This is a genomic window from Arthrobacter sp. JZ12 (assembly GCF_035189165.1).
Classification (GTDB): domain Bacteria; phylum Actinomycetota; class Actinomycetes; order Actinomycetales; family Micrococcaceae; genus Arthrobacter_D.
This window is the reverse complement of the sequence record NZ_CP045246.1, coordinates 230010-253094: the sequence shown is the minus strand read 5'-3', so window position 1 is coordinate 253094 and position 23085 is coordinate 230010. Positions and strand designations below refer to the sequence as shown.

The following is a 23085-nucleotide window of genomic DNA, read 5'->3' as shown; positions in this document are numbered from 1 at the left end:
TCCGTCTTTGAGGTAGGCAGTCCCGGCTGGTTCAGCGGGACTGCCGGAGGGCCGGATCCGGTGTCGGAGCCGTAGTGCCAATGCCGCCGGGCACCGGTAGCTCCGGTGTATCGATGGGCAGCTCCGGCCGATTTCCCGTTCCCGGGTCGGGAACGGGAACTGGGAGTTCGGGCAGCTCCACGCGCGGTACTACCTTCTTCTCGGGCTTGCCGGCGTCCTGAGGCGTCGGCCGATCCTGAGTCGGCGACGGAAGCGCCCGCCCTGGTTCGGGGGCCGTCCGTTCCACCGGCACCTCAGTCGGCACCTCGGTCACGACCGGGCCTGTCGGCTGGGCGGGTGTTGGCACAGAGTCCGGGGTTACCTGAGCCGGCGCCGGGGCCGGCTTGGCCGGCTGGTCGTCGGAGGCCGGTTCAGGAGCGTCAGCAGGCGCAACCCATCGGAGCACCGATTCCACGGCAGACTCAACCGAATTGTCCGGTCCGAATGCCGCCACTCCCCCAATACCCGCCGCCATCGCCAGTACGACGGCGCCGCCCATCGCTGCGCCGCGGCTCGCCTTCCGTCCGCGCCGCAGAGGGATGACGTTGCTCTCGCCGGTCGTGCGGGAAGGAGTGGCCGAGATGTTATCGCCGGGGGCGCTGGAGGCCTGCCGCATCACCGCGGCAAGTTCCGGCGAGATGGGCGGGGCTTCCCTTCGGCCCACCGACGACAGGTCGGAAAGGGCTCGGGTCAGCTCTTCGGAGGGTGCGACGTCGGACTCGGCAAGCAGGTTCTGAACCGCTGCCCGGGAGGACGGATCATGCGCCATGGTTGCTCGAGTCCTTTTCCACGATGAGTTGCTTGAGTTTGATCAGGCCGCGGCGCTGGAGCTGTTTCACTGCGCCGGGCGATTTGCCGACCACCCGCGCCACGTCCTCCAGGGGCAGGTCTGCGATGATCCGTAGGGCCAATACTTCGCGCTGGTCCGCTTTCAGCGCCTGAAGTTGCTGCAGTGCCCTGTCGCCGGAAAGGCGGTCCAGCGCGGCGGTCTCGGCGGACGCCGTCGTCCGGTCGTCGGAAGACGGGTCGTATGAGTACATTGCGGGACGTCGTGAACGTTTGCGGGCCTCGTCCACGGAACGGGCGTGCGCCACGGAAAATGCGAACGTCCGAAGGCCCTGCTCGCCTCCGCTGATGGTGGAAAGCCTGCTGAAAACGGACAGGAAGACGTCCTGCGTCACGGCTTCGGGGTCATCAACCCCTCGCGCGGTAAGGTAGCCGAGAACCTTCGGCGAGAGCTCGGTGTAGATGCAATTCAGCGCGACAGTATCGCCCGCCTGGGCAGCGCCCAGCAGGTCTTCCGTCAGCGTTGAACTCACATACACCTCTCGATCGGGGGCGGGTGCGGCCTTGATGGGCCGCACCCAGACCCCGCAATCCTAGCGACGCCGGATCTAGCGGCGCGAACCCTCAATCTTGGCCTCGGCGGCAACCTCGACGCCGGCGCCGACAGCAACCTCGGGAAGGGTCACCTCGGCCGGTACAGCCGGAACTGCCGGTTCACCGTTTTCGCCGGGGACAGCAGGAACGGCGGGAACGGCCACATTCGAACCGCGAACCTCAGCGTTGGCGTTGGCATCGCCCTTCACCGCAGCGTTGACCGAAGCGTTGTCGGCACCGTTGGAGTTGGCAGCGGCTGCAGCATCGGCGGCGACGTCCTCGGCCACCTCTGCGTCAGCTGCACCCTTCACGGATACGTCCGCCGGAACAGCCGGGGTGGCGGGGACGGCCGGAACGGCAGGAACAGCCGGAACGTCTTCTTCGCCGGGAACGGGAACGGCGGGCACAGCAGGAACCGCAGGCACGGCAGCGTCTGCAGGTGCGACGACGGCCTTGACGTCAGCAGCGCCCTTACCGGTGCCCTCAACGGACGGAGCTGCGACGGCCACTCCGGCACCGCCGACGGCGATGACTGCAGCGAGAGCCGCAACCTTAGCGGGCAGGCTCAGGGCGTTGATACGTTCGTGCATCTTCATGGGACTCCTTGTGTTGCTTATTCCTTGTGTTGCTTGACTCCAAGCCGAAGTTGCGCCGTCCTGTGGGGAGGAGCGGCGCAACCTCACACTCCCGTAATCGACATCTACCCTGCCCGGGTTACGCACTTTCCGAAGAAATTCGGAACATGGCAGTAATTTATTGATAGTGGTCTTTTCTGCCACTGTTGGCAGGGGAAGGCGAGGAGGACCATCGAGGTATGGAAATCGTCGTCGTACTGGTTTTGCTGGCCGCCCTTATCGCGGCAGTCCTCCACGCCGTCACCGCAGACGGCCTGAGGCATCTTCCACCGGTGCAGTCCCACAGCGGATGGGGAAGCGCGGACCTGCCGAGCCGCTCCTACTCCAGTTTCGCTTCCGGCATCGCAACCGAAGGACGATAGGAATGGCACTCCTGATCATCCTCGGGATCACCGTCGCGGCCCTCGCGTACATCGGGCGCTCGTCCGTTCCGGCGGCCGAGCGCCGGCCGCTCTCCTCCTGGAGCTTGACCGATCTTGCACGCAGCGCCTGGCTCGGCCTCATCATCTGCGCTGTCTACACCCCGCTCGACCGAACCATGGAACCCTCGGCACGCCCCTGCCGCTGATTTGGGTCGCTTTATTACGCGTTGGTAACGCGCCGCGACCCGGATCCGTCCTGGTGCGGCTAGGTTAGGAGGGATTACTGGCGGGCGCTGCAGCGCCCGGAATCCCGGATGCCAACGGAGTGCCGATGAGTACCAGCCCGGTTCCACCCCATCACGTGTTCAAGCGCGCTTCCACGCCGTTGCCGGTCTCTTTCGTGAAGCTGCACGCCGAGGGCGTCCGCGATGTCACCCTCGACATCCAGGCCGGCGAAGTCCTCGCTTTCGTCGGCAGCGAGAACGACGGCGCTTCCCGCCTCCTGCGCACCGCTGCGGGAGTCGATCATCCCCGCTCCGGCTCGGTGCTGGTAGGCGGCGAACCCGTCCGGCACACCGATGACCGCTGCTCCTGGACTCCGCGGGACGCGGACCTGCAGCCTGCACACTCGTTGCAGGCAAACCTCGCGCTCGGACTGCGCAAAAGCTTCAGCGCGAGCGAGGCGAAGGCGAAGGTTGCAGAGCTGATGGACCTGGCGGGACTTCATCGCTTCGCGAAACTGCTTCCTGCCGAGGTAACCGCCGAAATCGCACGGCGGGCGGCCCTGGCACGAGCCATGGCGAGCGGTCCTGGCGTCATGCTGCTCGACCACCCTTTCGCCGCCGTCGAAGGTGCAGCCCGGACCGTACTGCACAACGTGCTCCAGACGCTGCACCGCGCCCTGCCGACCACTGTTCTGCTCGCGACCAACAGCATGGACGAGGCACTGCGCCTGGCCGACCGGGTAGCGGTGCTGGGCCGGTCGACAGTTGAGGACGCAACCGGCGCCCTGTCCGTCCTCGAGGTGCGCGAGGGGCAGCGGAAGGGACGCTGAGAATCCGAGTCACCCGCTGGTTCGCCTCACCCTGAGGGCGGCGGATCGCTTCGCACGGACTTTTCCCATCCGCTTAGAAGCAGAACGCCGCAGGTGAACCAGATTGCTCCTGCCGCTCCGAGCGGCGCGGCGATGAGCCCGGCAACCAACGGCATGACAACCTGCCCTGCCCGGTTGCCTGTCAGGCGCACCGCAAGCGCCGCGCCGCGCCAGCTTTCGGGTACGGACATCGATACCAGGGTCATTGTCAGCGGTTGTCCCAGCCCGAGGCAGAACCCGCCCAGGATGAGGAGTGGGACCACAGCCCAGACGTGAGTGATCACCAGGGGCGGAAGGATCAGCGCCAGACCCGAGCCGTACAGGCTGAGCAGCAACAAGGCCCGTGCGCTGTAGCGCAATGACAACCGGGGAAGGAAGACACGGGAGGAGATCGACGCCATCGCCCTGACGGCCAGCAATATCCCAACTTCCGCCGGCGACACTCCAGCCGCCTCACCTACCAGGGGAAGGAATGCGGTCAGGATGTCCAGCATCGCAAGGAGAGCGAGTGAGGCCAGCATGTGCGAGGCCACGCCCCGAACCCTCAAGACGCCGACCAACGTGGCCTTGCCGGCCGGAACGCCCGAGGTCTCGGCCGGTTCCTCTCCGGTCTCAGGCCCCAACTGTTCAACCTCAAGCCTGCCCCGCCCGGGTCCTGCGGCAGACCTGATGAGCATCATGGGGGCCGCGGCTAAGGCCAGCAGGGCTCCGACCCACAGCGCGATCGCAATGCCTGCGGAGCGGCCCTCAGCCGCCGAGCCGGTTTCCGTACCCAGCAGGAAACCGCCGATCAGCGGACCAATCAGCTGACCCGCGGAGTAAGCGGCAGTGAACCAGCCAAACCCGGTGTTCATCCGGTCGGCCGGCGCATAGCGGGCAACCGATGCTTGTCCGGCGATGGTGAAGACCAGATGGCCGAGCCCCAGCAGTGCGCTGGCAAGACCCACCAGCGGGATATTCGAGGCCACGGCCAGACCCACGCTTCCGAGCGCCAGCAAGCCCGCTCCTCCGGCAACCAGCCACCGAAGATCCAGTACACGGTCACTGATCCTGCCGAACCAGAGGGCGGTAGCAAGGGGGACCACAGCGTAGGCAGCGGTGATCAGACCGAGAACGGTCGGATCGGCCCCCAGGTCCAAAAGCTTGTAGGTGGTGACCGGTCGGACAACGTTCAAAGCCGTTTGCGTCAGAAGGGCGGCAACAACGAGCACGATGAGCCAGGACCAAACCGGCTTTCTTGTGTCGGTCAATCTGTCCTCCTAAGGCACGCTGGATCCCATTGTATACAGATGTACACAGGGGGTAGGAAACGCGGGTAGGCAGCCTGTGAAAGCCTTGGGCCGCCGATCGCACTCATTGTGGATTGCTTCGGCCTGCCTGATACTGGGAGGCACGTACCCTCACCGTCGAGGCGACCGGCGCTCATACCGAAGGCGCCCGGCAGCACGGGGTTCGAATTGGAATCCGCCCGCGTTGGGAGAACGTTCAATGCACAGCACATCGAACTGGCTCAGGTACACGGCGGTGGCCGCGCTTTTAAGTGCAGCCGCTCTCGGCACTGCGCCGCCTGCGAATGCCAAGTCTGACGATCGCGAGCGCGACCAGGTATCTGCTCTTCGGGACTCCGGGCGGAACGACGGCGACCGGGGCGGCGACAACTCCGGACGAGGCTCCGGAGAGACCGACGAACCGGATCCCGGTCCGCCGACGGACCCCGGCCCTCAGCCGAATCCCGTCCCGGAACCCGAACCCCTGCCCGATCCCGAGCCGGAGCCGGAACCGCCCGCCCAGCCTGCACCGCCCGCGAAGGCACCCCCCGCCAAAGCACCTACGCAGCCGGAGGCAGAGGAACCGGCGCCTGCGCCGAAACCAGCACCCAAACCCGCACCGGCACCGGCACCGGCACCGGCACCGGCACCGGAAGCTCCCGCCGTTCCGCCGGCCGCCCAGCTCCCTGCACCACCGCCTGCGGGCGCGGCGGGCACCGCCGTCTGGCTGCCCCCGGCCGTCATCACGCCTGAGGTGCTACCGGAGCAGCAGCCAGCCGAGGAAGAAGATGAAGAGGGCTGGCTCGAGTCGAAGTCGCGGGAATCAACCACGGCAATGCCGCCGTTCGCGTGGGCGCCCATGTACGTGCCACCGGCACCGGATGAGGCAGGAAACGCCGACGCCGCTCCCGCTAACGCAGCAGGCAGCGAACCGGAGCGGTCAGTGTCAGCGAATCCGCTCGTCATCGGAGGAACGGCCGGATTCTTGTCCCTCATTGCGGCCGCGGTACTCCTCGTGAGGCGGCACCTTCGAGCCCGCTGAGAAGCACCACGCTGAGCATCCTCGTCACGGGAAGCTAGCGGCCCAGGACCTCCGCAGTGAACGGATTGTCGAACACTCCGTCCGGATCCATCCGCTTCACCAGCAGGCGGAAATCCTCGAGCCTGGGGTACAGCCGGTCAAGATCGTGAGCGCCCAGCGTGAACAGCTTGCCCCAGTGGGGGCGTGCCGCGAACGGTTCCAGGGCTGCCTCCAGCGTGGGAAGGAACGCCTCGACGGCGGGCTGGTCCTGAACCCAGGTGAAGTGCAGACCCACGGCGTCGGTTCCGTAACTGGAACTGAGCCACAGCTCGTCCGCAGCCACCGTGCGGATCTCATTGACCTGGAGCAGCGGAGCGATCTCGGCGCTGAGTTCCCGCACGGCCAGGATCGCGTCGACCGCATGCTGCCGCGGCACAAGGTATTCGGACTGGAGCTCCACGCCATTGCTCGGCGTGAAATCGAGCTTGAAGTGAGGAAGTCGGTTGTACCAGGGCCCTGCCGCTCCCAGTTGCGGCGTGCAGCCGATCGCCGGCAGCCCGGGCAGCGGATGCCTCTCTTCCGTCGCACGGACGGCGCCGAAGAGGGTGTGGGCCAGGGGCACGTCGCGATCGGGGCGGCGTTTGACCCACACCGAGTCGGCGGCGTCGGGATTGCGCCAGGTAGTGAACACGCTGACGCTGTACGCTGCGCCGGTGACGCCGTCGAAATTGGTGGTGAGGGCATCTAGTGGGAGCTGCTCGAAGACGGTCTGCTCCACCTCGAAGGCCGGCTCGATCTCCAGCTCCAGGCTGGTGACAACACCGAGTGCGCCCAGGTTGATGACCGCACCGGCGAGGTCCGGGTTTCCGGCATCGAACGCGATCAGGTCACCGCTGCCGGTCACCAGCTCAAGCCCGACGACGGCGGCAGCCAGGCTGCGGTTCCGGTTGCCCGAGCCGTGGGTCCCGGTGGCGACAGCGCCGCCCACCGAGATGTGGGGCAGGGAAGCGAGGTTGGCGAGGGCGAAACCGGCCCTCTCGAGCTCACGCGCGAGTTCCCCGTAGCGGATACCCGCGCCGACGGTGACGGTGGAGCGGTCGCGATTGATCGTGACGGGACCGGTCAGCGCCGCCGTCGAAAGCAGCTCCGAGGTTCCGTCGGCGATGGTGTTGAAGGAGTGGCGTGAGCCGAGCGCGCGGATGGAGGACGCAGTGGCAACCATGCGGCGAACCTCCTCGACCGAGGAGGGCTCGTGCAGGACAGTTGCTCCGTAGGCGAGGTTCCCCGCCCAGTTGGTGCCGACGTCGTTCGCCAAGATGTTCTCCTACGTCCGTGTTCTTCGCTCGTTGAAAGAGCAGGACACGCCCCTAATGAACGGGCAAAAGGGGCGTGTCCTGCCAAATGAAGGGTGTTTCTACTTCAGTGCGGTGGATGCCTTGCGCTTGTTGAAGACGTCGAAAGCGACCGCGAGCAGCAGGACCATGCCCTTGATGAACTGCTGGTAGTCGGTTCCGACACCCATCAATGACATGCCGTTGTTGAGCACGCCCATAATCAGGCCTCCGGTGATCGCACCGACGACGGTACCCACACCGCCGGTCACCGCCGCGCCGCCGATGAAGGCAGCGGCGATGGCGTCCAGCTCGAACAGGTTGCCCGCACCCGGGCCTGCCGAGTTGAGGCGTCCGGTGAAGACAAGGCCGGCAAGCGCAGCAAGTACACCCATGTTCACGAAGAGCATGAAGTCGATGCGCTTGGTATTGACGCCTGAGAGCTGGGCCGCCTGCAGGTTGCCGCCTCGGGCGTAGATGTGGCGGCCGAAGACCGCGCGGTTCATTACGAGGCTGTATACCACTACCAGGATGCCGAGCAGCACGAGGACGATCGGTGTACCGCTGCGGGAGCTGGCCAGCAGGTAGGTCAGGCCAAGGATGACCACGAGGCCGAAGGCGAGCTTCGTGAAGAACCACGAGGACGGTTCGGTCTCAAGGTTCAGGCGGGCGCGGGTACGGCGGCCGCGGAGCTGGCTGACGACAAGCAGTGCCGCAGCGATGATGCCCAGGCCCACCGTGGTCCAGTCGAGGATATTCGTCTCGGCCGGGAACAGGCCCGGGAACAGGAAGCCGCCGCCAAGCTGGCGGTACTCGGTGGGGAAGCCGCTGATCCGCTGGTTCTCCAGGGTGATTTGGGTGAGTCCGCGGAAGATGAGCATGCCGGCCAGCGTCACGATGAACGCAGGGATTCCTACGTACGCAACCCAGAAGCCCTGCCACGCACCTACGAGCGCACCGATCAGGAGGGATGCAATGATGGCAAGCCACCATGGGAGACCCCAGTCCTGGATCATCACGCCCGACATGGCACCCACGAAGGCGGCGACCGATCCGACGGACAGGTCGATATGGCCGGCAATAATGATCATCACCATGCCGATGGCCAGGAGCAGGATGTAGCTGTTCTGGACGATGATGTTGGAGACGTTGTCCGGCTGCAGCAATGCGCCGCGGGTGAGGACCTGGAAAAGGCCGACGATCACCAGGAGCGCAACGAAGATACCGATCTGGCGAAGCCTGCTGGTGAAGAAGGCCAAGCCGTGTGGAGCGTTGGCAGGCGCCGGCGCCGGAGGGGCGTCCTTGACGGTAGTTGCCATGGGATCAGTCCTTTTCCTTGGTCATGTGTTGCATGAGGTATTCGGGGGTGGCATCGGCGATCGGAACCTCCGCTGTGATGACGCCTTCTGCCAGGGTGTAGATGCGGTCGCAGATGCCGAGTAGTTCCGGAAGTTCGGAGGAGATGACGATGATCGCCTTCCCCTCGTCTGCGAGGCGGTTGATGATCGTATAGATCTCGTACTTGGCTCCGACGTCGATACCGCGCGTGGGCTCATCGAGGATGAGCACATCCGGGTCGGCGAACATCCACTTGGACAGCACGACCTTCTGCTGGTTGCCGCCGGAGAGTTTGCCGGTCACGGCTGCGACCGAGGGGGCCTTGATGTTCATGGACTTGCGGTAGTCGTTGGCGACGATGGTTTCACGAGCCCCATCCACCCATCCCCGGGTTGCCAGCTTGTTGAGCGCCGCGCCGGAGATGTTCCGCTTGATGTCGTCGAGCAGGTTCAGGCCGTAGCGTTTCCGGTCTTCAGTGGCGTAGGCGATGCCATGGCGGATGGCCTCCCCCACGTTCCGAACCTGGATCTGCTTGCCGTTTTTGTACAGGGAACCGCTGATATTGGACCCGTAGCTCTGTCCGAAGACGCTCATCGCCAGTTCCGTGCGGCCGGCCCCCATCAGTCCGGCGATGCCGACGATCTCACCGGCACGTACCGACAGGTGTGCCTTATCGATGACAACCCGGGCATGCTCCTGCGGGTGGTGGACTGTCCAGTCCTCAACCCGGAAGATCTCGTCACCGATGGACGGGGTGCGCTCCGGATACCGGTGTTCCATGTCGCGGCCCACCATGCCCTTGATGATCCGCTCCTCGGTCACCGAACCGTCATGCAGACTCAGGGTCTCGATGGTGCGGCCGTCGCGGATGATGGTCACCGAATCGGCGATCGCGCGGATTTCGTTGAGCTTGTGGCTGATGATGATGCAGGAGATGCCCTGCTCACGGAGGTCGCTCACCAAGCCGAGCAGGTGGGCGGAGTCCTCGTCGTTCAGCGCTGCCGTCGGCTCGTCGAGGATGAGCAGCTTGACGTCCTTGGAGAGCGCCTTTGCGATCTCGACCAGCTGCTGCTTTCCGACACCGATCTCGCCCGCCCGAACCGTCGGGTTCAGCTTGAGACCAACCCGGCGCAGCAGCTCCGAGGCCATCGTGTTGGTTTCGTTCCAGTCGATGAGGCCGCTCTTCGCGCGCTCATTGCCGAGGAAGATGTTCTCGGCGACGGACAGGAACGGGGAGAGTGCCAGTTCCTGGTGGATGATCACCACTCCGTGGTGCTCGCTGTCCTTGATGTCCTTGAACTCGACGGTCTTGCCCTCGAGGACAATATCCCCTTCGTAGGTTCCGTGGGGGTAGACGCCGGACAGCACCTTCATCAGGGTGGATTTGCCGGCGCCGTTTTCTCCGCAGATCGCATGCACTTCACCGCGTGCCACCTCAAGAGATACGTCCTGGAGCGCCTTCACACCCGGGAAGGTCTTGGTAATGCCGCGCATCTCGAGGATGTGCTCTGTCATGATGCTTCCTTACATCGTGCGTGAAACTGCTGCGGCCGGCGGCACGGGCCACCGGCCGCAGCACTGAGGGAAGGTCCTACTGAACTTCTTCGGCGGTGTAGTAACCGCTGTCAATGAGGACTTCCTCGTAGTTGTCCACCGTCACGATCTCGGATTCGAGCAGGTACGACGGGACGATCTTCTCGCCGTTGTCGTACGTCTCGGTGTCGTTAACCTCGGGCTCCTCGCCCTTCATCAGGGAGTCGACCATGAGGACCGCGCGCTCGCCCAGCTCACGGACGTCCTTGAAGATCGTGGAGTACTGCTCGCCTGCCACGATCGACTGGACGGAACCAACCTCGGCGTCCTGGCCTGTAACGACGGGCAGGTCGTCCTTGGAGTAGCCGCCGGAGGTTAGCGCCGAGATGATGCCGATCGAGAGGCCGTCGTACGGGGACAGCACACCCTCGAGTGTCTCTCCGCCACCGACAGTGAGGAGGTCCTCCATGCGGTCCTGCGCGGTGTCAGGGAGCCAGCGCAGGATGGCTGCCTGCTCGAAGTCGGTCTGGCCGCTCGGGACGCGCAGGACGCCGCTGTCCAGGTAGGGCTGCAGCGTCTGCATTGCGCCATCCCAGAAGAAGGTTGCGTTGTTGTCATCTGGGCTGCCGGCAAACAGCTCGACGTCGAACGGACCTTCCTCGCCGGTCTCCTCGCCGTTCTCGTCGAGGACACCGAGGCCGATCAGCAGCGAGGTGGCCTGCTGCACGCCGACCTCGAAGTTGTCGAACGTCGTGTAGTAGTCGACCGTCTCGGATCCGTTGATCAGGCGGTCGTAGGCGATGACCGGGATGTCCTGGCTCTCCGCCGTGTCCAGCACGCTGGTGAGGGTGGTGCCGTCGATGGAGGCAATGACCAGCGCCTTCGCACCGCCGTTGATCATGTTCTCGATCTGGGACACCTGGGTGGGGATGTCATCGTTCGCGAACTGGAGGTCAACTTCGTAGCCGAGCTCCTCGAGCTTGGTCTTGATGTTCTCGCCGTCGGCAATCCAGCGTTCCGACTGCTGCGTCGGCATGGCCACGCCGATCCGGGCTCCTTCATTGGCCCCTTCGCCGCCACCTTCAGCGCCACCGCCGCCGCGGTTACCGCCGCAGGCGGTGAGCGACAGTGCCAGTGCGCTGGCTGCAGCGACTCCGACGAGCATGTTCTTCTTCATGTCTTTCCTTCCCTTGCCGGGCATCAGCGCCCGGAAGTTCTCTGTACCCGGTGGAACGGACGGTTTCCTCCGGATTGGTATCCCCGTGTGATCGGTCACAATCGGTCACACCATGCGCAACAGTAAGCCTTTGGCCTTCTCTTGCGGAATGCCCTTCGGGGATCGTTATCTGCCTGTGACTAGAGCTTCTGAGCCAGCCGATAGTAGGCAGCATTCCAGCGGAGCTCCCGCTGGAACTCGCGCAGCGTCGTCGTGCTGTCGATGCGCAGCAGTTCGGTGCCGGCGATGTCGGCGAAGTCCTCGAAGACATCAAGTCCGACGGCGGTGCTCATCACCGTGTGATGGGCGGCTCCCGCACTCAGCCAGGCGGCGGCCGACGTTGCAAGGTCCGGCTCCGGCTTCCAGACCGCGCGGGCAACCGGCAGGTTGGGCAGCGGAGCATCCGGCAAAACGACCTCCACTGCGTTGGCGGTCAGGCGGAAGCGGTCGCGCATGTCGGACATGGCAACGACGACGGCGTCTCCCGGGTCCGTGTCGAACACCAGGCGGACGGGGTCCTCCTTGCCGCCGATGCCCAGCGGGTGCACCTCGAGGGTGGGCTTCGAGGTGGTGAGGGTGGGACAGATCTCCAGCATGTGCGCACCGAGGATTTTTTCCTCCCCCGGCACCAGATGGTAGGTGTAGTCCTCCATGAGCGAGGCGCCGCCCGGCAGGCCTGCGCCCATGACCTTGGCGGCGCGGACCAGCACAGCGGTCTTCCAATCGCCCTCGGCGCCGAAGCCGTACCCGGCGGCCATGAGCCGCTGCACGGCCAGACCGGGAAGCTGGCGCAGCCCGCCCAGGTCCTCGAACGTCGTCGTGAAGGCTCCGAAGGAACCGCCCTCCAGGAAGGACTTCAGCGCGAGTTCCTGCCGCGCGCCGTAGCGGAGCGATTCGTGGCGGTCACCGCCGCGCCGCAGTTCGGGAACGACGTCGTAGGTTGCCTCGTACTCCTCGACCAGGGCATCGATGTCCGCGTCGGACTGCGCGTCCACCACCTCGACGAGCTCGTTCACGCCCCAGGTGTTGATGGAGACGCCGAAGCGCAGTTCAGCTTCGGTCTTGTCACCCTCGGTGACCGCGACGTTGCGCATGTTGTCACCGAAGCGGGCGACCTTGAGCTCATGCACGGCCGCCCAACCGGCAGCCGCACGCGACCAGGTGGCGATCTGGTCGGTAACCGCCGGGTTGGAAACGTGCCCGACGACGGTCTTCCGCGCCACCGAGAGCCGCGTCTGGATGTAGCCGAACTCGCGGTCGCCGTGGGCGGCCTGGTTCAGGTTCATGAAATCGAAGTCAATGTCCGCCCAGGGCAGCTCGACGTTGATCTGCGTGTGCAGGTGCAGCAGCGGCTTGCGCAGCGTGTCCAGACCCGCGATCCACATCTTGGCGGGGCTGAAGGTGTGCATCCAGGCGATGACGCCGATCGTGTTGTCGCTGGCGTTGGCTTCAAGCGCCATGCGGCGGATGGAGTTCGAGTCCTTCAGCGTGGGCTTCCAGACCACCTTCACGGGCACGCCCGCGGCGTCGATCATCTTTACGATCTGCTGCGACTGCTCCGCCACCTGGCGGAGGGTCTCATCACCATAAAGGTCCTGGCTGCCGGTGAGGAACCAGATTTCGTAGTTGTCGAGGGATGTCTGCAGGGATGTCACTGTGCGGCTCCGGTTCCAGCGGGCGTGTGCTGCCCGTATACGTTCTGATAGCGGTCAAAGAGGGATTCGATGTGGCGCTGTTCGATCGGCAGCGGCTCGCCCAGCTGGCGGGTGATGTGGATGGTCCGGGCAACGTCTTCGAGCATGACGGCGGCCTTCACCGCGTCCCGGGCGTCCTTGCCGATGGTGAAGGGGCCGTGGTTCTGCATGAGCACTGCCCGGGAGCGGTGGCCGCTCAGGGTTTCCACGATGCCCCGCCCGATCGAGTCATCACCGATGATGGCGAACGGGCCCACCGGGATTTCACCGCCGAACTCGTCGGCCATGGCGGTGATAACGCAGGGAATGGCTTCACCGCGCGCCGCCCAGGCCGTGGCATAGGTGGAATGGGTGTGCACCACTCCCCCAACGCGCGGCATGTTGCGGTAGACATAGGCGTGCGCGGCGGTGTCGCTGGACGGGGAGCGCTCTGAACCGGGCGTGCCCTCGATGACGTTGCCGTCGAGGTCGCACAGGATCTGGTTTTCGGGAGTCAGTTCGTCGTAGTCCACGCCGCTGGGCTTGATGACAAACAGGTCCATGCCGGGCACCCGGCCGGAGACATTGCCTCCCGTCCAGACAACAAGGTTGTAGCGGACAAGCTCACCGTGAAGCCTGGCGACATCTGTGCGCACTGCATTGATGGCATCCAGTTCGCGATCCGAGAAGTCGCTGAAGCTGCTCATGCATCGACCATCGCTTTCGAGTAGGGGCCCTGCGGCACCCGAATCGGCGACGCTGCAGGATGTGACCGTTCACATAATATGACGAACACGACATTCCGTGTCAAGGCCCGCCAACGGCGGATGGTCAGCCCTGCAGGGTGAGGCTCATGAAGGTGCTGTGTGGATCGGCAGAATAGCTTCCGAAAGGCGGGCACTCGACGAAACCGTTGCGGAGATAAAGATTCCTCGCCGGCGCAAAGTAGTCCTCGGTTCCTGTCTCGAGCAGCAGCCGGGCATAGCCGCGGCCTTCAGCCTCGCCGATGATGTGTCCGAGGAGGAGGCTGCCCACGCCGCGCCGGCGGGCCGCCGTCGTCGTACGCATCGACTTGATCTCCCCCTCGCCGGAGGCCATTTCCTTCAGCGCGCCGCAGCCAAGGAGCCGACCGCCTTCGCGTGCCGTCCAGAAGGTTATGCCCGGCGCGCTGAGCGCAGAGTGATCAAGGGCGTGGACGCTTTCGGCAGGCGAGGTGGCGAACATGTCGGCGAGGTGTTCGTCGAGAAGTGCGCGGACATCCGGGCGCGTGGTGTCGTCAGCAGAAATCTGGATCATGCTTGCTGTCTCGGCCTGGCGGAACGGCGGACGATCAGTTCGGGCACCACAGTGCGGGGAGCGTTTTGGGCAGGCACGCCGAGCTGCGTGAGGAGGTGGGCAACGCAGCGTCTGCCCAGCTCCGTGAAGTCCTGCCGAACCGTGGTCAGGGGCGGCGCGAAATGGGCGGCATCGGGGACGTCATCGAAACCCACCACGCTCACATCCTCGGGAACGCTCAACCCATGCTCCCGGCAGGCGTGCATCAGGCCGAGGGCCATCTGGTCATTGGAGGAGAACACCGCGCTGGGAGGGTTCGCCGCAAAGAGCTCCTGGCCGATCCGGAAGCCGCTGTCGGAGGTCCAGTCCCCCGTTAGGATCCGCGTGGAATCAAGTCCCCAGGCAGCCATTTCCGTGCGGAAGCCCCGTATCCTTTCACGCGACTCCACCCAGCCATCAGGGCCGGCCACATGCGCGATGTCGCGGTGCCCAAGCTCGGCAAGGTAGCGGGTTGCGAGCCGCGCTCCGGCAACCTGGTCAACTGACAGCCCGTGGTCATCCGCCGGGGAGGTTGAATGGACCGTGACCATTGGCAGGCTGATGGAGAAGTGCTCGAGCTGGCGCAGCGTTGTCTCCTGCGGCGCGAGGATGATCAGGCCCTCGACCGGATGGTTCACCAGCCGGTCCAGCGCCTCCTTGAACGCTGCTTCCTCAAGCGACGCCAGGGTGGCAGTATCCACGAGGTACCCGGCGCTGGCTGCCGCACTCTCGATAGCTGCCTGCGTGGACGCCGGGCCGAAGTAGGATCCGTTGGTCACCAGCACCCCGATGATCCCGGAGCGGCTGGTAACCAGGGACCGCGCCGCCCTGTTGGGCCGGAACTGAAGGGTCTCCATTGCATCAAGCACCCGTTGGCGCGTGCTCTCACGCAGGCTGGGGTGGCCGTTGATGACCCGCGACACGGTCTGGTGCGAGACGCCCGCTGCCTTCGCCACGTCACGGATATTTGCAGCTCGGCTGCGCGGGGCGGGCTGCAGCGCAGAAGACGACGCCGGCTCCTTGTTCACGGTCACATGGATACCGTACTCGATGGCGTAGAGCTATCGGCAGTACGGGTACCGTTCATGTCAACGGCCCGGCGGCGAGCGAACAAGTGCAGCACCGGTCAGCACCGGCGCACTGGAGCGCTAGCTCCGGACGAGCACCAGTTCTTCCAGCGGCAGGCGCGTGCGGGGCGCATTCTCCCGCTCAGCCAGGGCTTCGGGAAGCCGGTCCGCGGGAGCAAGGGTTCCAACGGCAGTGACGATCAGCGGTTTCAGGTTCTCCGCAAGGTCGAAGGCAGCGGTGATCCTCTCCCACTCCACGCCGGCCATCTGGTGGGTGGAGAGGCCCTCTGCTTCCGCCTGCACACCGAGCTGGGCCATGGCCTGGCCGAGGTCGTACTCGGCATAGGGACGCTTGTCACCCTCCACCGATGACGTCTCCGCGATTCCCACGATCAGCGCCGACGCGTTGTGCGCCCACGCTGCATTGAAGCCCACGAGCGCCGAGACAATCGTGTCGAACACGTGGGTTCCGCGACGGGCGACGATGAAGCGCCGCGGCTGGTTGTTGTTCGCCGACGGCGCCCAGCGTGCGGCTTCCAAAAGCGCGTCGAGCTGCTGGTCGGAAACAGTTGCCTCGGCATCGAAGGACCGAGGGCTCCAGCGACGGGCCAGTTCATCGATGATAGGGACGACGGTTTCGGCAACGCGCGATTCCAGGACAGACGAGCTCACAGACATTGGTGCGCTCCCTTTCACTTACGGGGTGTGGATTCCGGACGGCGCACCTTTGGGCCTCGCCGGACATAACAAGGCCACCTGCCCCAACATTCCCGCCATGCCGGACGGCCACGCGGACGCCGGCTGAGGCATTCAGGAGGGATAAGCTGGACGGCGGACACGGGCAATGAGGGAATTGAGGTGCCTTTTGGACGGGGTGCTGAAGGGTTTCTTCGTTGTCGGCGCGGTGATGCTGGTTGGCTACATTCTGGGCCGAAGCAATGCCCTTGGCCCAAACGGAACCAAAGTGCTCTCGACGCTCTCCTTCATGGTTGGCCTGCCGAGTCTCATGTTCTCTCTTCTGGTGACCACGTCCGTGAGCGAGACGCTGAGTACCACCGGTCTGATCGCGGCGCTGACCGCCACCGCGTGCATGCTGGTTTACGCCGTTGTCGGTGCGATCTGCGGGTGGGGACGGGAAGCGATCATCGGCGCACTGACCACTGGGATCGTCAACTCAACCAACCTCGGGGTCCCACTGTCCCTCTACATCCTCGGCAGCGCCACTTACGTCGTGCCGATCATGCTCTTCCAACTAGCCCTCATCACGCCGATCGCGCTGACGCTGCTTGACCTGACCGAAACCGGCCGGCGCAACCTCTCGATCCGCGGCATCGTCGCAACGCCTTTTCGCAACCCGGTCACGGTCGCTGCCCTCCTCGGCGTGTGCCTGAGCGCATTGAACGTGCAGGTTCCGGATCTGATACTGGCTCCGATATCGCTGCTCGCGGAGGTGACCGTCCCGCTCATGCTCATTATTTTCGGGATGTCCCTGAACGGGCTGCGGATACGGGCACAACGCAAGGAATGGGCGCCAACAACGCTGGCGGTCCTGCTCAAGTCCGCCTTCCAGCCGGCACTGGCCTGGATCCTTGCGGCATTCGTCTTCGGGCTCTCCGAGTTCGAGACGTTCGTGGTGACGGCCTGCGCCATCCTTCCCACCGGGCAGAACGTTGTCCTCTACGCCATCCGCTACCGGCTGGCCGAACGCGTTGCCCAAACAACTGCGGTGATGACAACGGTGCTGGCAATCCCGCTGCTGGTGGGCGCCGCGCTGGTGATGGGATGAGGCATTCCACCGGGGTCACTCCCCGGCGGTGGGTGCCGCCCGGTGGTCGACGGCGGCAGTCGCCGAGTCGATTCTCTCGACCGCCTCATCCAGCTCCCCCACCGTCGCCCACAGGCCGGGATGCTGTTTCCGGACCTCCTCTAGGCTCAGGCCCGAGGACCGCAACGTAGCCAGATCGAAACTCACGTTGGTCCTTGCGCCGGTCACCGCTGCCCTCAGCGCGCCGAATGCGACCACGACGTCGGCAATCAACGCCGGGTTTCCATGCTGCGCGAGCCAGGACAGGTCTTCAATCGCGTCCACCGCGTGGCGTCCGAGATCCGCCGACGAGCGTGCGGCACCGACGGACGCCTCGGCAATCGCCCGATCCCGTTCCTCGCCCTTCTCCAGGCGGAAGGCTGCGCCGAATGCGCTTGACGCCGCGGCGTCGTCGTCGGCCAGCCGCAGCGCTTTTTCGCGAAGCTGCCGCGAGCCGGTAAGGATGTCATCAAGGCGATCACGTGCCGAACCGTCCGCTTCGGAGTATCCGGCCACCATGCTGGTCAGCGATGCGGCAATCGCAAGCATCACTCCCGCTCCCGCGCCCCCTCCCGGCGATCCGACGGACTCCGCCAGAGCGCGGGTCCACTCCTCCACAGTCGACTGCTGCGTGGTTACTTCTGCTCCGTCAGTCATGAGGCAAGTCTGTCCTATGCCGGTGAGCTGGTGGTGATGCAGGCTGGTGGAGGCGGCGCAAAAATCGTATGCGGACGATGATTGTCCGCATACGGTCCTATGGTGGGCGGCATGGCTATGGCACGCTTTCCCACCACCCCGGGGCAGCAGGTGCCCCAGCAGACGCACCTGGACGTCGTCGTTGACAACCTGGATGCTGCGGGGGAGACGTTCCGGGTTTTTCTGGATCCCGCCGGGCACCCCTCCTGCCTCTGCCTGAAGTGAGCCCTGCCCGAAGTGACCCCTGCCTGAAGTGCGGAGCTAGCCGAGCAGCAGTGCCACCAGCAGTGAGGCCGGCAGCGCCAGGAGTGAACTGATCAGGATGACGTCCCGGACCAGCGTCACCTTCAACCCGAACTGGGCTGAAAAGAGGAACACATTCTGCGCGGTCGGCAGGGCGGCCATCACCACTACTCCGAGCAGGGCCGGCCCTTCCACCCGGAAGACGTAGTGGGCAACCGCCCATGCAATAACCGGCATGACTGCCAGTTTGATCACGCTTCCCAGTACGACGTCGGCACGCAGGCTGCGTTGCCCCAACGGCTTCTGGCCGCGCAGGCTCATGCCGAAGGCGACCAGCAGCAGGGGTATGGATGCCTGCCCAAGCATCTCTAGCGGCGTCCAGACTATGTCGGGAAGGGTGAGCGAGGTTGCGGAGAGAATTGCCCCGGCCGCGGTACCGGTTGTAACCGGATTGGCGATGGACCGCAGCACGGTTTTGGCGAGCGACGGCGAGGCTCCGCTGGAAGCCGCTGCTTCCGGCGTCGTGCTCTTCCTGCCGTACCAGGCGAAGATGGTGAGGAAAACCGGCGCGATAACGAGCAGTTGCGCAAGCAGTACCGACACTACGGGCGCAGAGGTGCCCACGGCGTAGAGGGCAATCGGGATGCCGATGTTGCCTGCGTTGCAGTAGCAGGAGGCCATCGCTCCCACCGCCGTCTGGGCGCCCTGCCGTTTAAGAGCATATCGGCTCAGAAGCGCGTAGATCGCGCTGGTTATGGCGGCCACAACCAGCGCGATCGGCGTATAAACGGTGAGGACTTCGGCGAGTTCCGTCTCGGCAAGCAGGATGAACATCAGCGCCGGGTTGGTGATGTAGAAAATCACCGGCGTGAGGCCTTCCTGCATGGCCCTGGTACGGGTGGGGAGGAGGATCGAGGCGACAAATCCGACGCCTATCAGCGACAGCACAATGCCGAAGCCGAGGAGAACCCCCTCCACTTACCCTCCAGTCTGTTGGAACCCGCCTTCGTTACCTCCGGGATGCAGTTCCCGCGAACCCTGACGTCCTAACGGACCAGGCAGGGCCGCTTCGGATCGAACTCCCACCCGGGAATCAGGTACTGCATGGACGCTGCGTCATCGCGTGAACCAAGTCCGTGTTCGAGGTACAGCTGGTGCGCCTCTTCCAGACGGGTGCGGTCCAGTTCGATGCCGAGCCCCGGTGCATCGGGGACGCGGATCTCGCCGTTCTTGATCTGCAGCGGATCCTGGGTGAGCCCCTGGCCATCCTGCCAGATCCAGTGGGTGTCCAGCGCCGTGATCTCACCCGGTGCGGCTGCGCCCACGTGCGTGAACATGGCCAGCGAGATATCGAAGTGGTTGTTCGAGTGCGATCCCCAGGTGAGCCCGAACTCGTGGCACAGCTGCGCTACGCGGACGGAGCCGGCCATGGTCCAGAAATGCGGATCCGCAAGCGGGATGTCGACGGCGTTGGTACGGACGGCGTGGGCCATCTCGCGCCAGTCCGTCGCGATCATGTTCGTTGCGGTCTGCAGCCCGGTTGCGCGGCGGAACTCAGAGACGACCTCCCGGCCGGAGAACTTGCCCTCGGCACCGCAGGGGTCCTCGGCGTAGGCAACCACGCCGCGCATCCGCTTGCCCAGACGGATTGCGTCCTTCAGGAGCCATCCGCCGTTGGGATCAAGGGTGATGCGTGCCTCCGGGAAGCGTTCCTTGAGCGCGGTTACCGCGTCCACTTCGAGGTCGCCGGCCTGGACGCCGCCCTTCAGCTTGAAGTCAGCGAATCCATACCGGGCCTGTGCAGCCTCCGCAAGGCGGACCACGGCCTCAGGGGTCATGGCCTCCTCGCGGCGCACGCGCTCCCAGTTGTCGGCGCCATTGGATTCGCGCAGGTACGGCAGGTCGGTGCTGTCCGGGTTGCCGATGTAGAAGAGGTACCCGAGCATCGGTACCGCATCGCGCTGCTGTCCGTCGCCGAGCAGTTCAGCGACAGGAACGCCGAGGAACTGGCCGTGCAGGTCAAGCAGGGCCGATTCGATAGCTGTGACAGCGTGCACGGTTGTGCGCAGGTCGAAGGTCTGCAGGCCGCGCCCGCCGGCGTCGCGGTCGGCGAACTTCGCTGCCACCTGGCGCAGCAGGCTTCGGAACTGCGCGACCGGCTTGCCGGCGAGCAGGGAGCCTGCCTCCTCGATCGTGGAGCGGATGGCTTCGCCGCCCGGGACTTCGCCGAGTCCGGTCCGGCCGTCCGAGTCCGTGATGATCGCGATGTTGCGGGTGAAGAAGGGTCCGTGCGCACCCGAAAGGTTGAGCAGCATCGAGTCGTGCCCGGCTACGGGCACAACCTCGACTGCCGCAATGGTTGGCTGGGTGCTCATGCGTCCTCTCCAGTTGCCTCGACGGTGCCTTCACCCTCGGGGTCGTTAGTAGCCAGTACAACCGTGCCGTCGATCCGCCGGTTCAGCTTCCACGGGTTCCCGTCCTTGACGGGAGCGGGACGCAGGGCGTCGGGGATGTTCTGGTACGCGACAGGGCGCAGGAAACGCTCAATCGCGAGGGTGCCGACAGAGGTGATACGGGTGTCCGAGGTGGCCGGGAACGGACCACCGTGAACCATGGCGTGACCGACCTCGACGCCGGTGGGCCAGCCGTTGGCCAGGATACGGCCTACCTTGCGCTCCAAAACGGGCAGTACTCCCGCAGCCGTTTCATAGTCCGCTTCAGTCAGGTGCAGGGTTGCGGTCAGCTGGCCCTCCAGGCGCTTGGCTGCAGCAACCAGTTCCTCGGTGGAGGAGTAGCGCACCACGAGGGATGCCGCGCCGAAAATTTCCTCGTGCAGAACGGGGTTGTTCAGGAAGGTTTCGGCCTGCGTGCCGAAGACCACCGGGGCCGGTGCGTTCTCGGTGCTGCCGTCGGTGCCGCGCGCAACAAGTTCAACGCCGCCCTGAGAACCGAGGGCCTCGACACCTGCATTCCAAGAGTCAGCGATGCCGCGGGTCAGCATGGTCTGCCCAGGTGACGGAGCCAGCGCAGTGTTGACCGCCTTGAGGAAGTTGTCACCCGCTTCCCCGGTTGGTACGAAAACCAGCCCAGGGGAGGTGCAAAGCTGACCGCTGGAACCGGTTACGGAGGCGATGTAGGCCTTCGCGAGTTCATCGAGGTCGGACGTCTGGAGCGCGCCCTCGAAGAAGATCACCGGGTTGATGGAGCTCATCTCGGCGTATACGGGGATCGGCTGCGGGCGGGCCGCGGCCGTAGCCATGAGGGCTGTGCCGCCGCCGCGGGAGCCGGTGAAACCAACGGCCTGGATCGCGGGGTCAGCCACCAGGGCCTGACCGATGCTGGCACCGGGGCCGTAGATGAGGGAGAACACGCCCGGGTGAAGACCGGCGTCCTGGACTGCTTCCGTGATGGCGCGGCCGACGATCTCGCTGGTGCCCGGGTGGGCGTTGTGGGCCTTGAAGACCACCGGGCAGCCTGCGGCAAGGGCCGATGCGGTGTCGCCTCCGGCAGTGGAGAAGGCCAGCGGGAAGTTGCTCGCACCGAAGACGGCAACCGGTCCCAAGGGAACCTTGCGCTGGCGGATGTCCGCACGGGGAAGCGGCTTGCGCTCCGGGATAGCGGGGTCGATGCGGACCCCGCGGTGGTCACCCTGGCGCACAACTGTGGCGAACAGTCGCAGCTGCCCGGTGGTGCGAGCCAGCTCGCCGCGCATACGCGGCTCAGGCAGGCCGGTCTCGGTCATTGCACGCTGGACGATCTCGTCGCCGGCGGCTTCCATACGCTCGGCGATGGATTCCAGGAAGGCCGCGTGGGTCTCCGGGTCGAGGGTGCTGAAGGAGTCGAAGGCTTCCTCCGCCGCGGCGGTAGCCTCCTTCAGCTGAGCCTCATCGATGAGCGAGTAGGCAGGCTCAAGCACCTCGTTGGTGGAGGGATCGAACCCGTTGACGGTCCTGCCGTTTCCGACGGTTGTCTGGCCGGCGATGATGGAATGGCCCTGAAGCGTTGCGTTCTGGGTAGGCATTAATGCTCCTTGCAGATCGGTTGCCGGTTGTGTTGTTCAGGCGTTGGTGAGTGCAGCAGGCGCCGGGCGGACACCCGCCGCGTCGATGAGCGCGCTCAGGTCGGCGAGATCAGCCTCGGTGAGGTCCTGCAGCGGCGGACGGACGCTTCCGACGTCGCGACCAACAACCTTGAGGCCACCCTTGACGATCGAGACGCCGTAGCCCTTCACGCGGTCGCGGATTTCGAGGTAGGGCAGCACGAAGCGCTGGAGCTTCTCGGTTACTGCTGCGTGGTCCTGCTTGCGAACGTCCTTGTAGAACTCGAGGGCGAACTCAGGAACGAAGTTGTACAACGCCGAGGAGTAGGTGCTCATTCCCAGCTGCAGCAGCGGGAGAGCGAAGGTCTCGGCGGTGGGCAGGCCACCCAGGTAGAACAGGCGGTCGCCGTTCTTTGCGTAGACCTTGGTGAGGTGCTCGATGTCACCGATCGCGTCCTTGAAACCAATGAAGTTCGGGTGGCGCTCTGCAAGGCGGGCGACAGTCTCGGCCGAGTAGATCGCGTTGCCGCGGTTGTAGACGATGACGCCGATGGAGGTGGCGGAGCAAACGGCGCTGACGTGGGCGAACAGACCGTCCTGGTCGCATTCGGTCAGGTACGGGGGAAGCAGGAGGAGCCCTTCGGCGCCTGCTTCCTCGGCGTCCTGCGCGTTCTGGACGGCCTGTGCCATGGAGCCGCCGGCGGAGGCGAGCACGGGCACCTTGTTACCGACTTCGTTGACGGCGGTGCGGATTACGCCTGCAGCTTCAGCAGGGGTAAGGCTGAACCCTTCACCCGTGCCGCCGGCTGCGAAAAGACCGGCGACGTCGAAGCTTGCCTGCCAGGCCAGGTGCTTGCGGTAAGCTTCCTCGTCCACCTTCAGGTTCGAGTCGAATGCGGTTACCGGGAAGGACAGGAGTCCGTCCTTGAGCTTCTGGGCGAGTTCTTGGGGTGCATACTGAGCCACGTTGCATCTTCCTTTGGCAAGCCGCCGCAAGGGCGGGTAGTGGTGCTTGTTTGGTGGAGTCCTTCAA

23 protein-coding genes and 1 pseudogene are annotated in these 23085 nt (G+C 65.1%); 6 read left to right on the top strand and 18 right to left on the bottom strand.

Annotation, left to right across the window (positions count from 1 at the left end; genetic code table 11):
• Positions 1 to 31: 31 nt before the first annotated feature.
• From GC088_RS01305 to GC088_RS01295, 3 genes are all read right to left on the bottom strand, one after another.
• Positions 32 to 808 carry a hypothetical protein gene (locus GC088_RS01305; protein ID WP_323960121.1) on the bottom strand — a complete coding sequence of 259 codons (777 nt, stop codon included), beginning with the start codon at positions 806 to 808 and terminating at the stop codon, positions 32 to 34.
• Entirely contained in the window at positions 798 to 1358 is a 561-nt protein-coding gene (locus tag GC088_RS01300; protein ID WP_323960120.1) for an RNA polymerase sigma factor, read from the bottom strand. Before GC088_RS01300 ends, GC088_RS01305 begins: the two co-directional genes overlap by 11 nt.
• A gap of 75 nt (positions 1359 to 1433) precedes the next feature.
• The gene (locus tag GC088_RS01295; protein ID WP_323960119.1) at positions 1434 to 2015 is read right to left on the bottom strand and encodes a hypothetical protein; all 582 of its coding nucleotides are present in this window, start codon (positions 2013 to 2015) and stop codon (positions 1434 to 1436) included.
• Between the two features lie 218 nt (positions 2016 to 2233).
• Between GC088_RS01295 and GC088_RS01290 the strand changes: the two genes are divergently transcribed.
• From GC088_RS01290 to GC088_RS01280, 3 genes are all read left to right on the top strand, one after another.
• Entirely contained in the window at positions 2234 to 2416 is a 183-nt protein-coding gene (locus GC088_RS01290; protein WP_323960118.1) for a hypothetical protein, read from the top strand.
• Positions 2417 to 2418: 2 nt separating this feature from the next.
• Positions 2419 to 2622: a hypothetical protein gene (locus tag GC088_RS01285; protein ID WP_323960117.1), complete on the top strand. Its 204-nt coding sequence runs from the start codon at positions 2419 to 2421 to the stop codon at positions 2620 to 2622.
• 125 nt (positions 2623 to 2747) lie between these two features.
• Positions 2748 to 3470 carry an ATP-binding cassette domain-containing protein gene (locus tag GC088_RS01280; protein ID WP_323960116.1) on the top strand — a complete coding sequence of 241 codons (723 nt, stop codon included), beginning with the start codon at positions 2748 to 2750 and terminating at the stop codon, positions 3468 to 3470.
• Between the two features lie 26 nt (positions 3471 to 3496).
• Here GC088_RS01280 and GC088_RS01275 read toward each other — a convergent pair whose 3' ends face one another.
• A complete protein-coding gene (locus tag GC088_RS01275; RefSeq protein WP_323960115.1) occupies positions 3497 to 4759 on the bottom strand; it encodes an MFS transporter in 1263 nt (420 codons plus the stop codon).
• A 238-nt stretch (positions 4760 to 4997) separates the two neighbouring features.
• Between GC088_RS01275 and GC088_RS01270 the strand changes: the two genes are divergently transcribed.
• Positions 4998 to 5819: a hypothetical protein gene (locus GC088_RS01270; protein ID WP_323960114.1), complete on the top strand. Its 822-nt coding sequence runs from the start codon at positions 4998 to 5000 to the stop codon at positions 5817 to 5819.
• A gap of 34 nt (positions 5820 to 5853) precedes the next feature.
• On the opposite strand, the gene GC088_RS01265 is transcribed toward GC088_RS01270, so the two are convergent.
• The 9 genes from GC088_RS01265 to GC088_RS01225 form a co-directional block, all read right to left on the bottom strand.
• The gene (locus GC088_RS01265) at positions 5854 to 7113 is read right to left on the bottom strand and encodes an FAD-binding protein (protein ID WP_323960113.1); all 1260 of its coding nucleotides are present in this window, start codon (positions 7111 to 7113) and stop codon (positions 5854 to 5856) included.
• Positions 7114 to 7212: 99 nt separating this feature from the next.
• Positions 7213 to 8448 (bottom strand): multiple monosaccharide ABC transporter permease, encoded by a 1236-nt coding sequence (gene mmsB / locus GC088_RS01260; RefSeq protein WP_323960112.1) that lies wholly within the window; start codon positions 8446 to 8448, stop codon positions 7213 to 7215.
• A 4-nt stretch (positions 8449 to 8452) separates the two neighbouring features.
• Positions 8453 to 9982, bottom strand: coding sequence for a multiple monosaccharide ABC transporter ATP-binding protein (mmsA, locus tag GC088_RS01255; RefSeq protein ID WP_323960111.1), 1530 nt, complete (start codon positions 9980 to 9982; stop codon positions 8453 to 8455).
• 76 nt (positions 9983 to 10058) lie between these two features.
• Positions 10059 to 11177, bottom strand: coding sequence for a multiple monosaccharide ABC transporter substrate-binding protein (gene chvE / locus GC088_RS01250; RefSeq protein WP_323960110.1), 1119 nt, complete (start codon positions 11175 to 11177; stop codon positions 10059 to 10061).
• Positions 11178 to 11356: 179 nt separating this feature from the next.
• On the bottom strand, positions 11357 to 12871 hold the full coding sequence (gene araA / locus GC088_RS01245; protein WP_323960109.1) for an L-arabinose isomerase: 1515 nt from the start codon (positions 12869 to 12871) through the stop codon (positions 11357 to 11359).
• The gene (locus tag GC088_RS01240) at positions 12868 to 13596 is read right to left on the bottom strand and encodes an L-ribulose-5-phosphate 4-epimerase (RefSeq protein ID WP_323960108.1); all 729 of its coding nucleotides are present in this window, start codon (positions 13594 to 13596) and stop codon (positions 12868 to 12870) included. The genes araA and GC088_RS01240 overlap by 4 nt, the downstream gene beginning before the upstream one ends.
• Before the next feature lie 124 nt (positions 13597 to 13720).
• Positions 13721 to 14185, bottom strand: coding sequence for a GNAT family N-acetyltransferase (locus GC088_RS01235; RefSeq protein ID WP_323960107.1), 465 nt, complete (start codon positions 14183 to 14185; stop codon positions 13721 to 13723).
• Positions 14182 to 15237 carry a LacI family DNA-binding transcriptional regulator gene (locus GC088_RS01230; protein WP_323960106.1) on the bottom strand — a complete coding sequence of 352 codons (1056 nt, stop codon included), beginning with the start codon at positions 15235 to 15237 and terminating at the stop codon, positions 14182 to 14184. The genes GC088_RS01235 and GC088_RS01230 overlap by 4 nt, the downstream gene beginning before the upstream one ends.
• 114 nt (positions 15238 to 15351) lie before the next feature.
• Entirely contained in the window at positions 15352 to 15948 is a 597-nt protein-coding gene (locus GC088_RS01225; RefSeq protein ID WP_323960105.1) for a nitroreductase family protein, read from the bottom strand.
• 166 nt (positions 15949 to 16114) lie between these two features.
• Between GC088_RS01225 and GC088_RS01220 the strand changes: the two genes are divergently transcribed.
• A complete protein-coding gene (locus tag GC088_RS01220) occupies positions 16115 to 17056 on the top strand; it encodes an AEC family transporter (protein ID WP_323960104.1) in 942 nt (313 codons plus the stop codon).
• A gap of 15 nt (positions 17057 to 17071) precedes the next feature.
• Here GC088_RS01220 and GC088_RS01215 read toward each other — a convergent pair whose 3' ends face one another.
• Positions 17072 to 17731: a cyclodeaminase/cyclohydrolase family protein gene (locus tag GC088_RS01215; protein WP_323960103.1), complete on the bottom strand. Its 660-nt coding sequence runs from the start codon at positions 17729 to 17731 to the stop codon at positions 17072 to 17074.
• Positions 17732 to 17860: 129 nt separating this feature from the next.
• Here GC088_RS01215 and GC088_RS01210 point away from each other — a divergent pair.
• A pseudogene (locus GC088_RS01210) lies at positions 17861 to 17995 on the top strand (VOC family protein); the annotation flags it as partial.
• Positions 17996 to 18031: 36 nt separating this feature from the next.
• On the opposite strand, the gene GC088_RS01205 reads toward GC088_RS01210, so the two are convergent.
• The 4 genes from GC088_RS01205 to kdgD form a co-directional block, all read right to left on the bottom strand.
• A complete protein-coding gene (locus GC088_RS01205) occupies positions 18032 to 18991 on the bottom strand; it encodes an AEC family transporter (RefSeq protein WP_323960102.1) in 960 nt (319 codons plus the stop codon).
• Positions 18992 to 19059: 68 nt separating this feature from the next.
• Positions 19060 to 20388 (bottom strand): enolase C-terminal domain-like protein, encoded by a 1329-nt coding sequence (locus GC088_RS01200; RefSeq protein ID WP_323960101.1) that lies wholly within the window; start codon positions 20386 to 20388, stop codon positions 19060 to 19062.
• Positions 20385 to 22034 carry an aldehyde dehydrogenase (NADP(+)) gene (locus tag GC088_RS01195; protein ID WP_323960100.1) on the bottom strand — a complete coding sequence of 550 codons (1650 nt, stop codon included), beginning with the start codon at positions 22032 to 22034 and terminating at the stop codon, positions 20385 to 20387. The genes GC088_RS01200 and GC088_RS01195 overlap by 4 nt, the downstream gene beginning before the upstream one ends.
• Positions 22035 to 22070: 36 nt before the next feature.
• Complete coding sequence (kdgD, locus tag GC088_RS01190) at positions 22071 to 23018, bottom strand: 5-dehydro-4-deoxyglucarate dehydratase (RefSeq protein WP_323960099.1); 948 nt, start codon at positions 23016 to 23018, stop codon at positions 22071 to 22073.
• Positions 23019 to 23085 lie beyond the last annotated feature (67 nt).

Excerpts from the sequence above, each read along its gene's own strand:
- GC088_RS01225 (WP_323960105.1), bottom strand. The coding sequence starts at position 15,948 with ATGTCTGTGAGCTCGTCTGTCCTGGAATCGCGCGTTGCCGAAACCGTC.
- GC088_RS01295 (WP_323960119.1), bottom strand. The coding sequence starts at position 2,015 with ATGAAGATGCACGAACGTATCAACGCCCTGAGCCTGCCCGCTAAGGTT.
- mmsA (WP_323960111.1), bottom strand. The coding sequence starts at position 9,982 with ATGACAGAGCACATCCTCGAGATGCGCGGCATTACCAAGACCTTCCCG.
- GC088_RS01290 (WP_323960118.1), top strand. The coding sequence starts at position 2,234 with ATGGAAATCGTCGTCGTACTGGTTTTGCTGGCCGCCCTTATCGCGGCA.
- GC088_RS01305 (WP_323960121.1), bottom strand. The coding sequence starts at position 808 with ATGGCGCATGATCCGTCCTCCCGGGCAGCGGTTCAGAACCTGCTTGCC.
- GC088_RS01235 (WP_323960107.1), bottom strand. The coding sequence starts at position 14,185 with ATGATCCAGATTTCTGCTGACGACACCACGCGCCCGGATGTCCGCGCA.
- GC088_RS01195 (WP_323960100.1), bottom strand. The coding sequence starts at position 22,034 with ATGCCTACCCAGAACGCAACGCTTCAGGGCCATTCCATCATCGCCGGC.
- GC088_RS01200 (WP_323960101.1), bottom strand. The coding sequence starts at position 20,388 with ATGAGCACCCAGCCAACCATTGCGGCAGTCGAGGTTGTGCCCGTAGCC.
- GC088_RS01280 (WP_323960116.1), top strand. The coding sequence starts at position 2,748 with ATGAGTACCAGCCCGGTTCCACCCCATCACGTGTTCAAGCGCGCTTCC.
- chvE (WP_323960110.1), bottom strand. The coding sequence starts at position 11,177 with ATGAAGAAGAACATGCTCGTCGGAGTCGCTGCAGCCAGCGCACTGGCA.
- GC088_RS01270 (WP_323960114.1), top strand. The coding sequence starts at position 4,998 with ATGCACAGCACATCGAACTGGCTCAGGTACACGGCGGTGGCCGCGCTT.
- GC088_RS01240 (WP_323960108.1), bottom strand. The coding sequence starts at position 13,596 with ATGAGCAGCTTCAGCGACTTCTCGGATCGCGAACTGGATGCCATCAAT.
- GC088_RS01220 (WP_323960104.1), top strand. The coding sequence starts at position 16,115 with ATGAGGGAATTGAGGTGCCTTTTGGACGGGGTGCTGAAGGGTTTCTTC.
- GC088_RS01215 (WP_323960103.1), bottom strand. The coding sequence starts at position 17,731 with ATGACTGACGGAGCAGAAGTAACCACGCAGCAGTCGACTGTGGAGGAG.
- mmsB (WP_323960112.1), bottom strand. The coding sequence starts at position 8,448 with ATGGCAACTACCGTCAAGGACGCCCCTCCGGCGCCGGCGCCTGCCAAC.
- GC088_RS01285 (WP_323960117.1), top strand. The coding sequence starts at position 2,419 with ATGGCACTCCTGATCATCCTCGGGATCACCGTCGCGGCCCTCGCGTAC.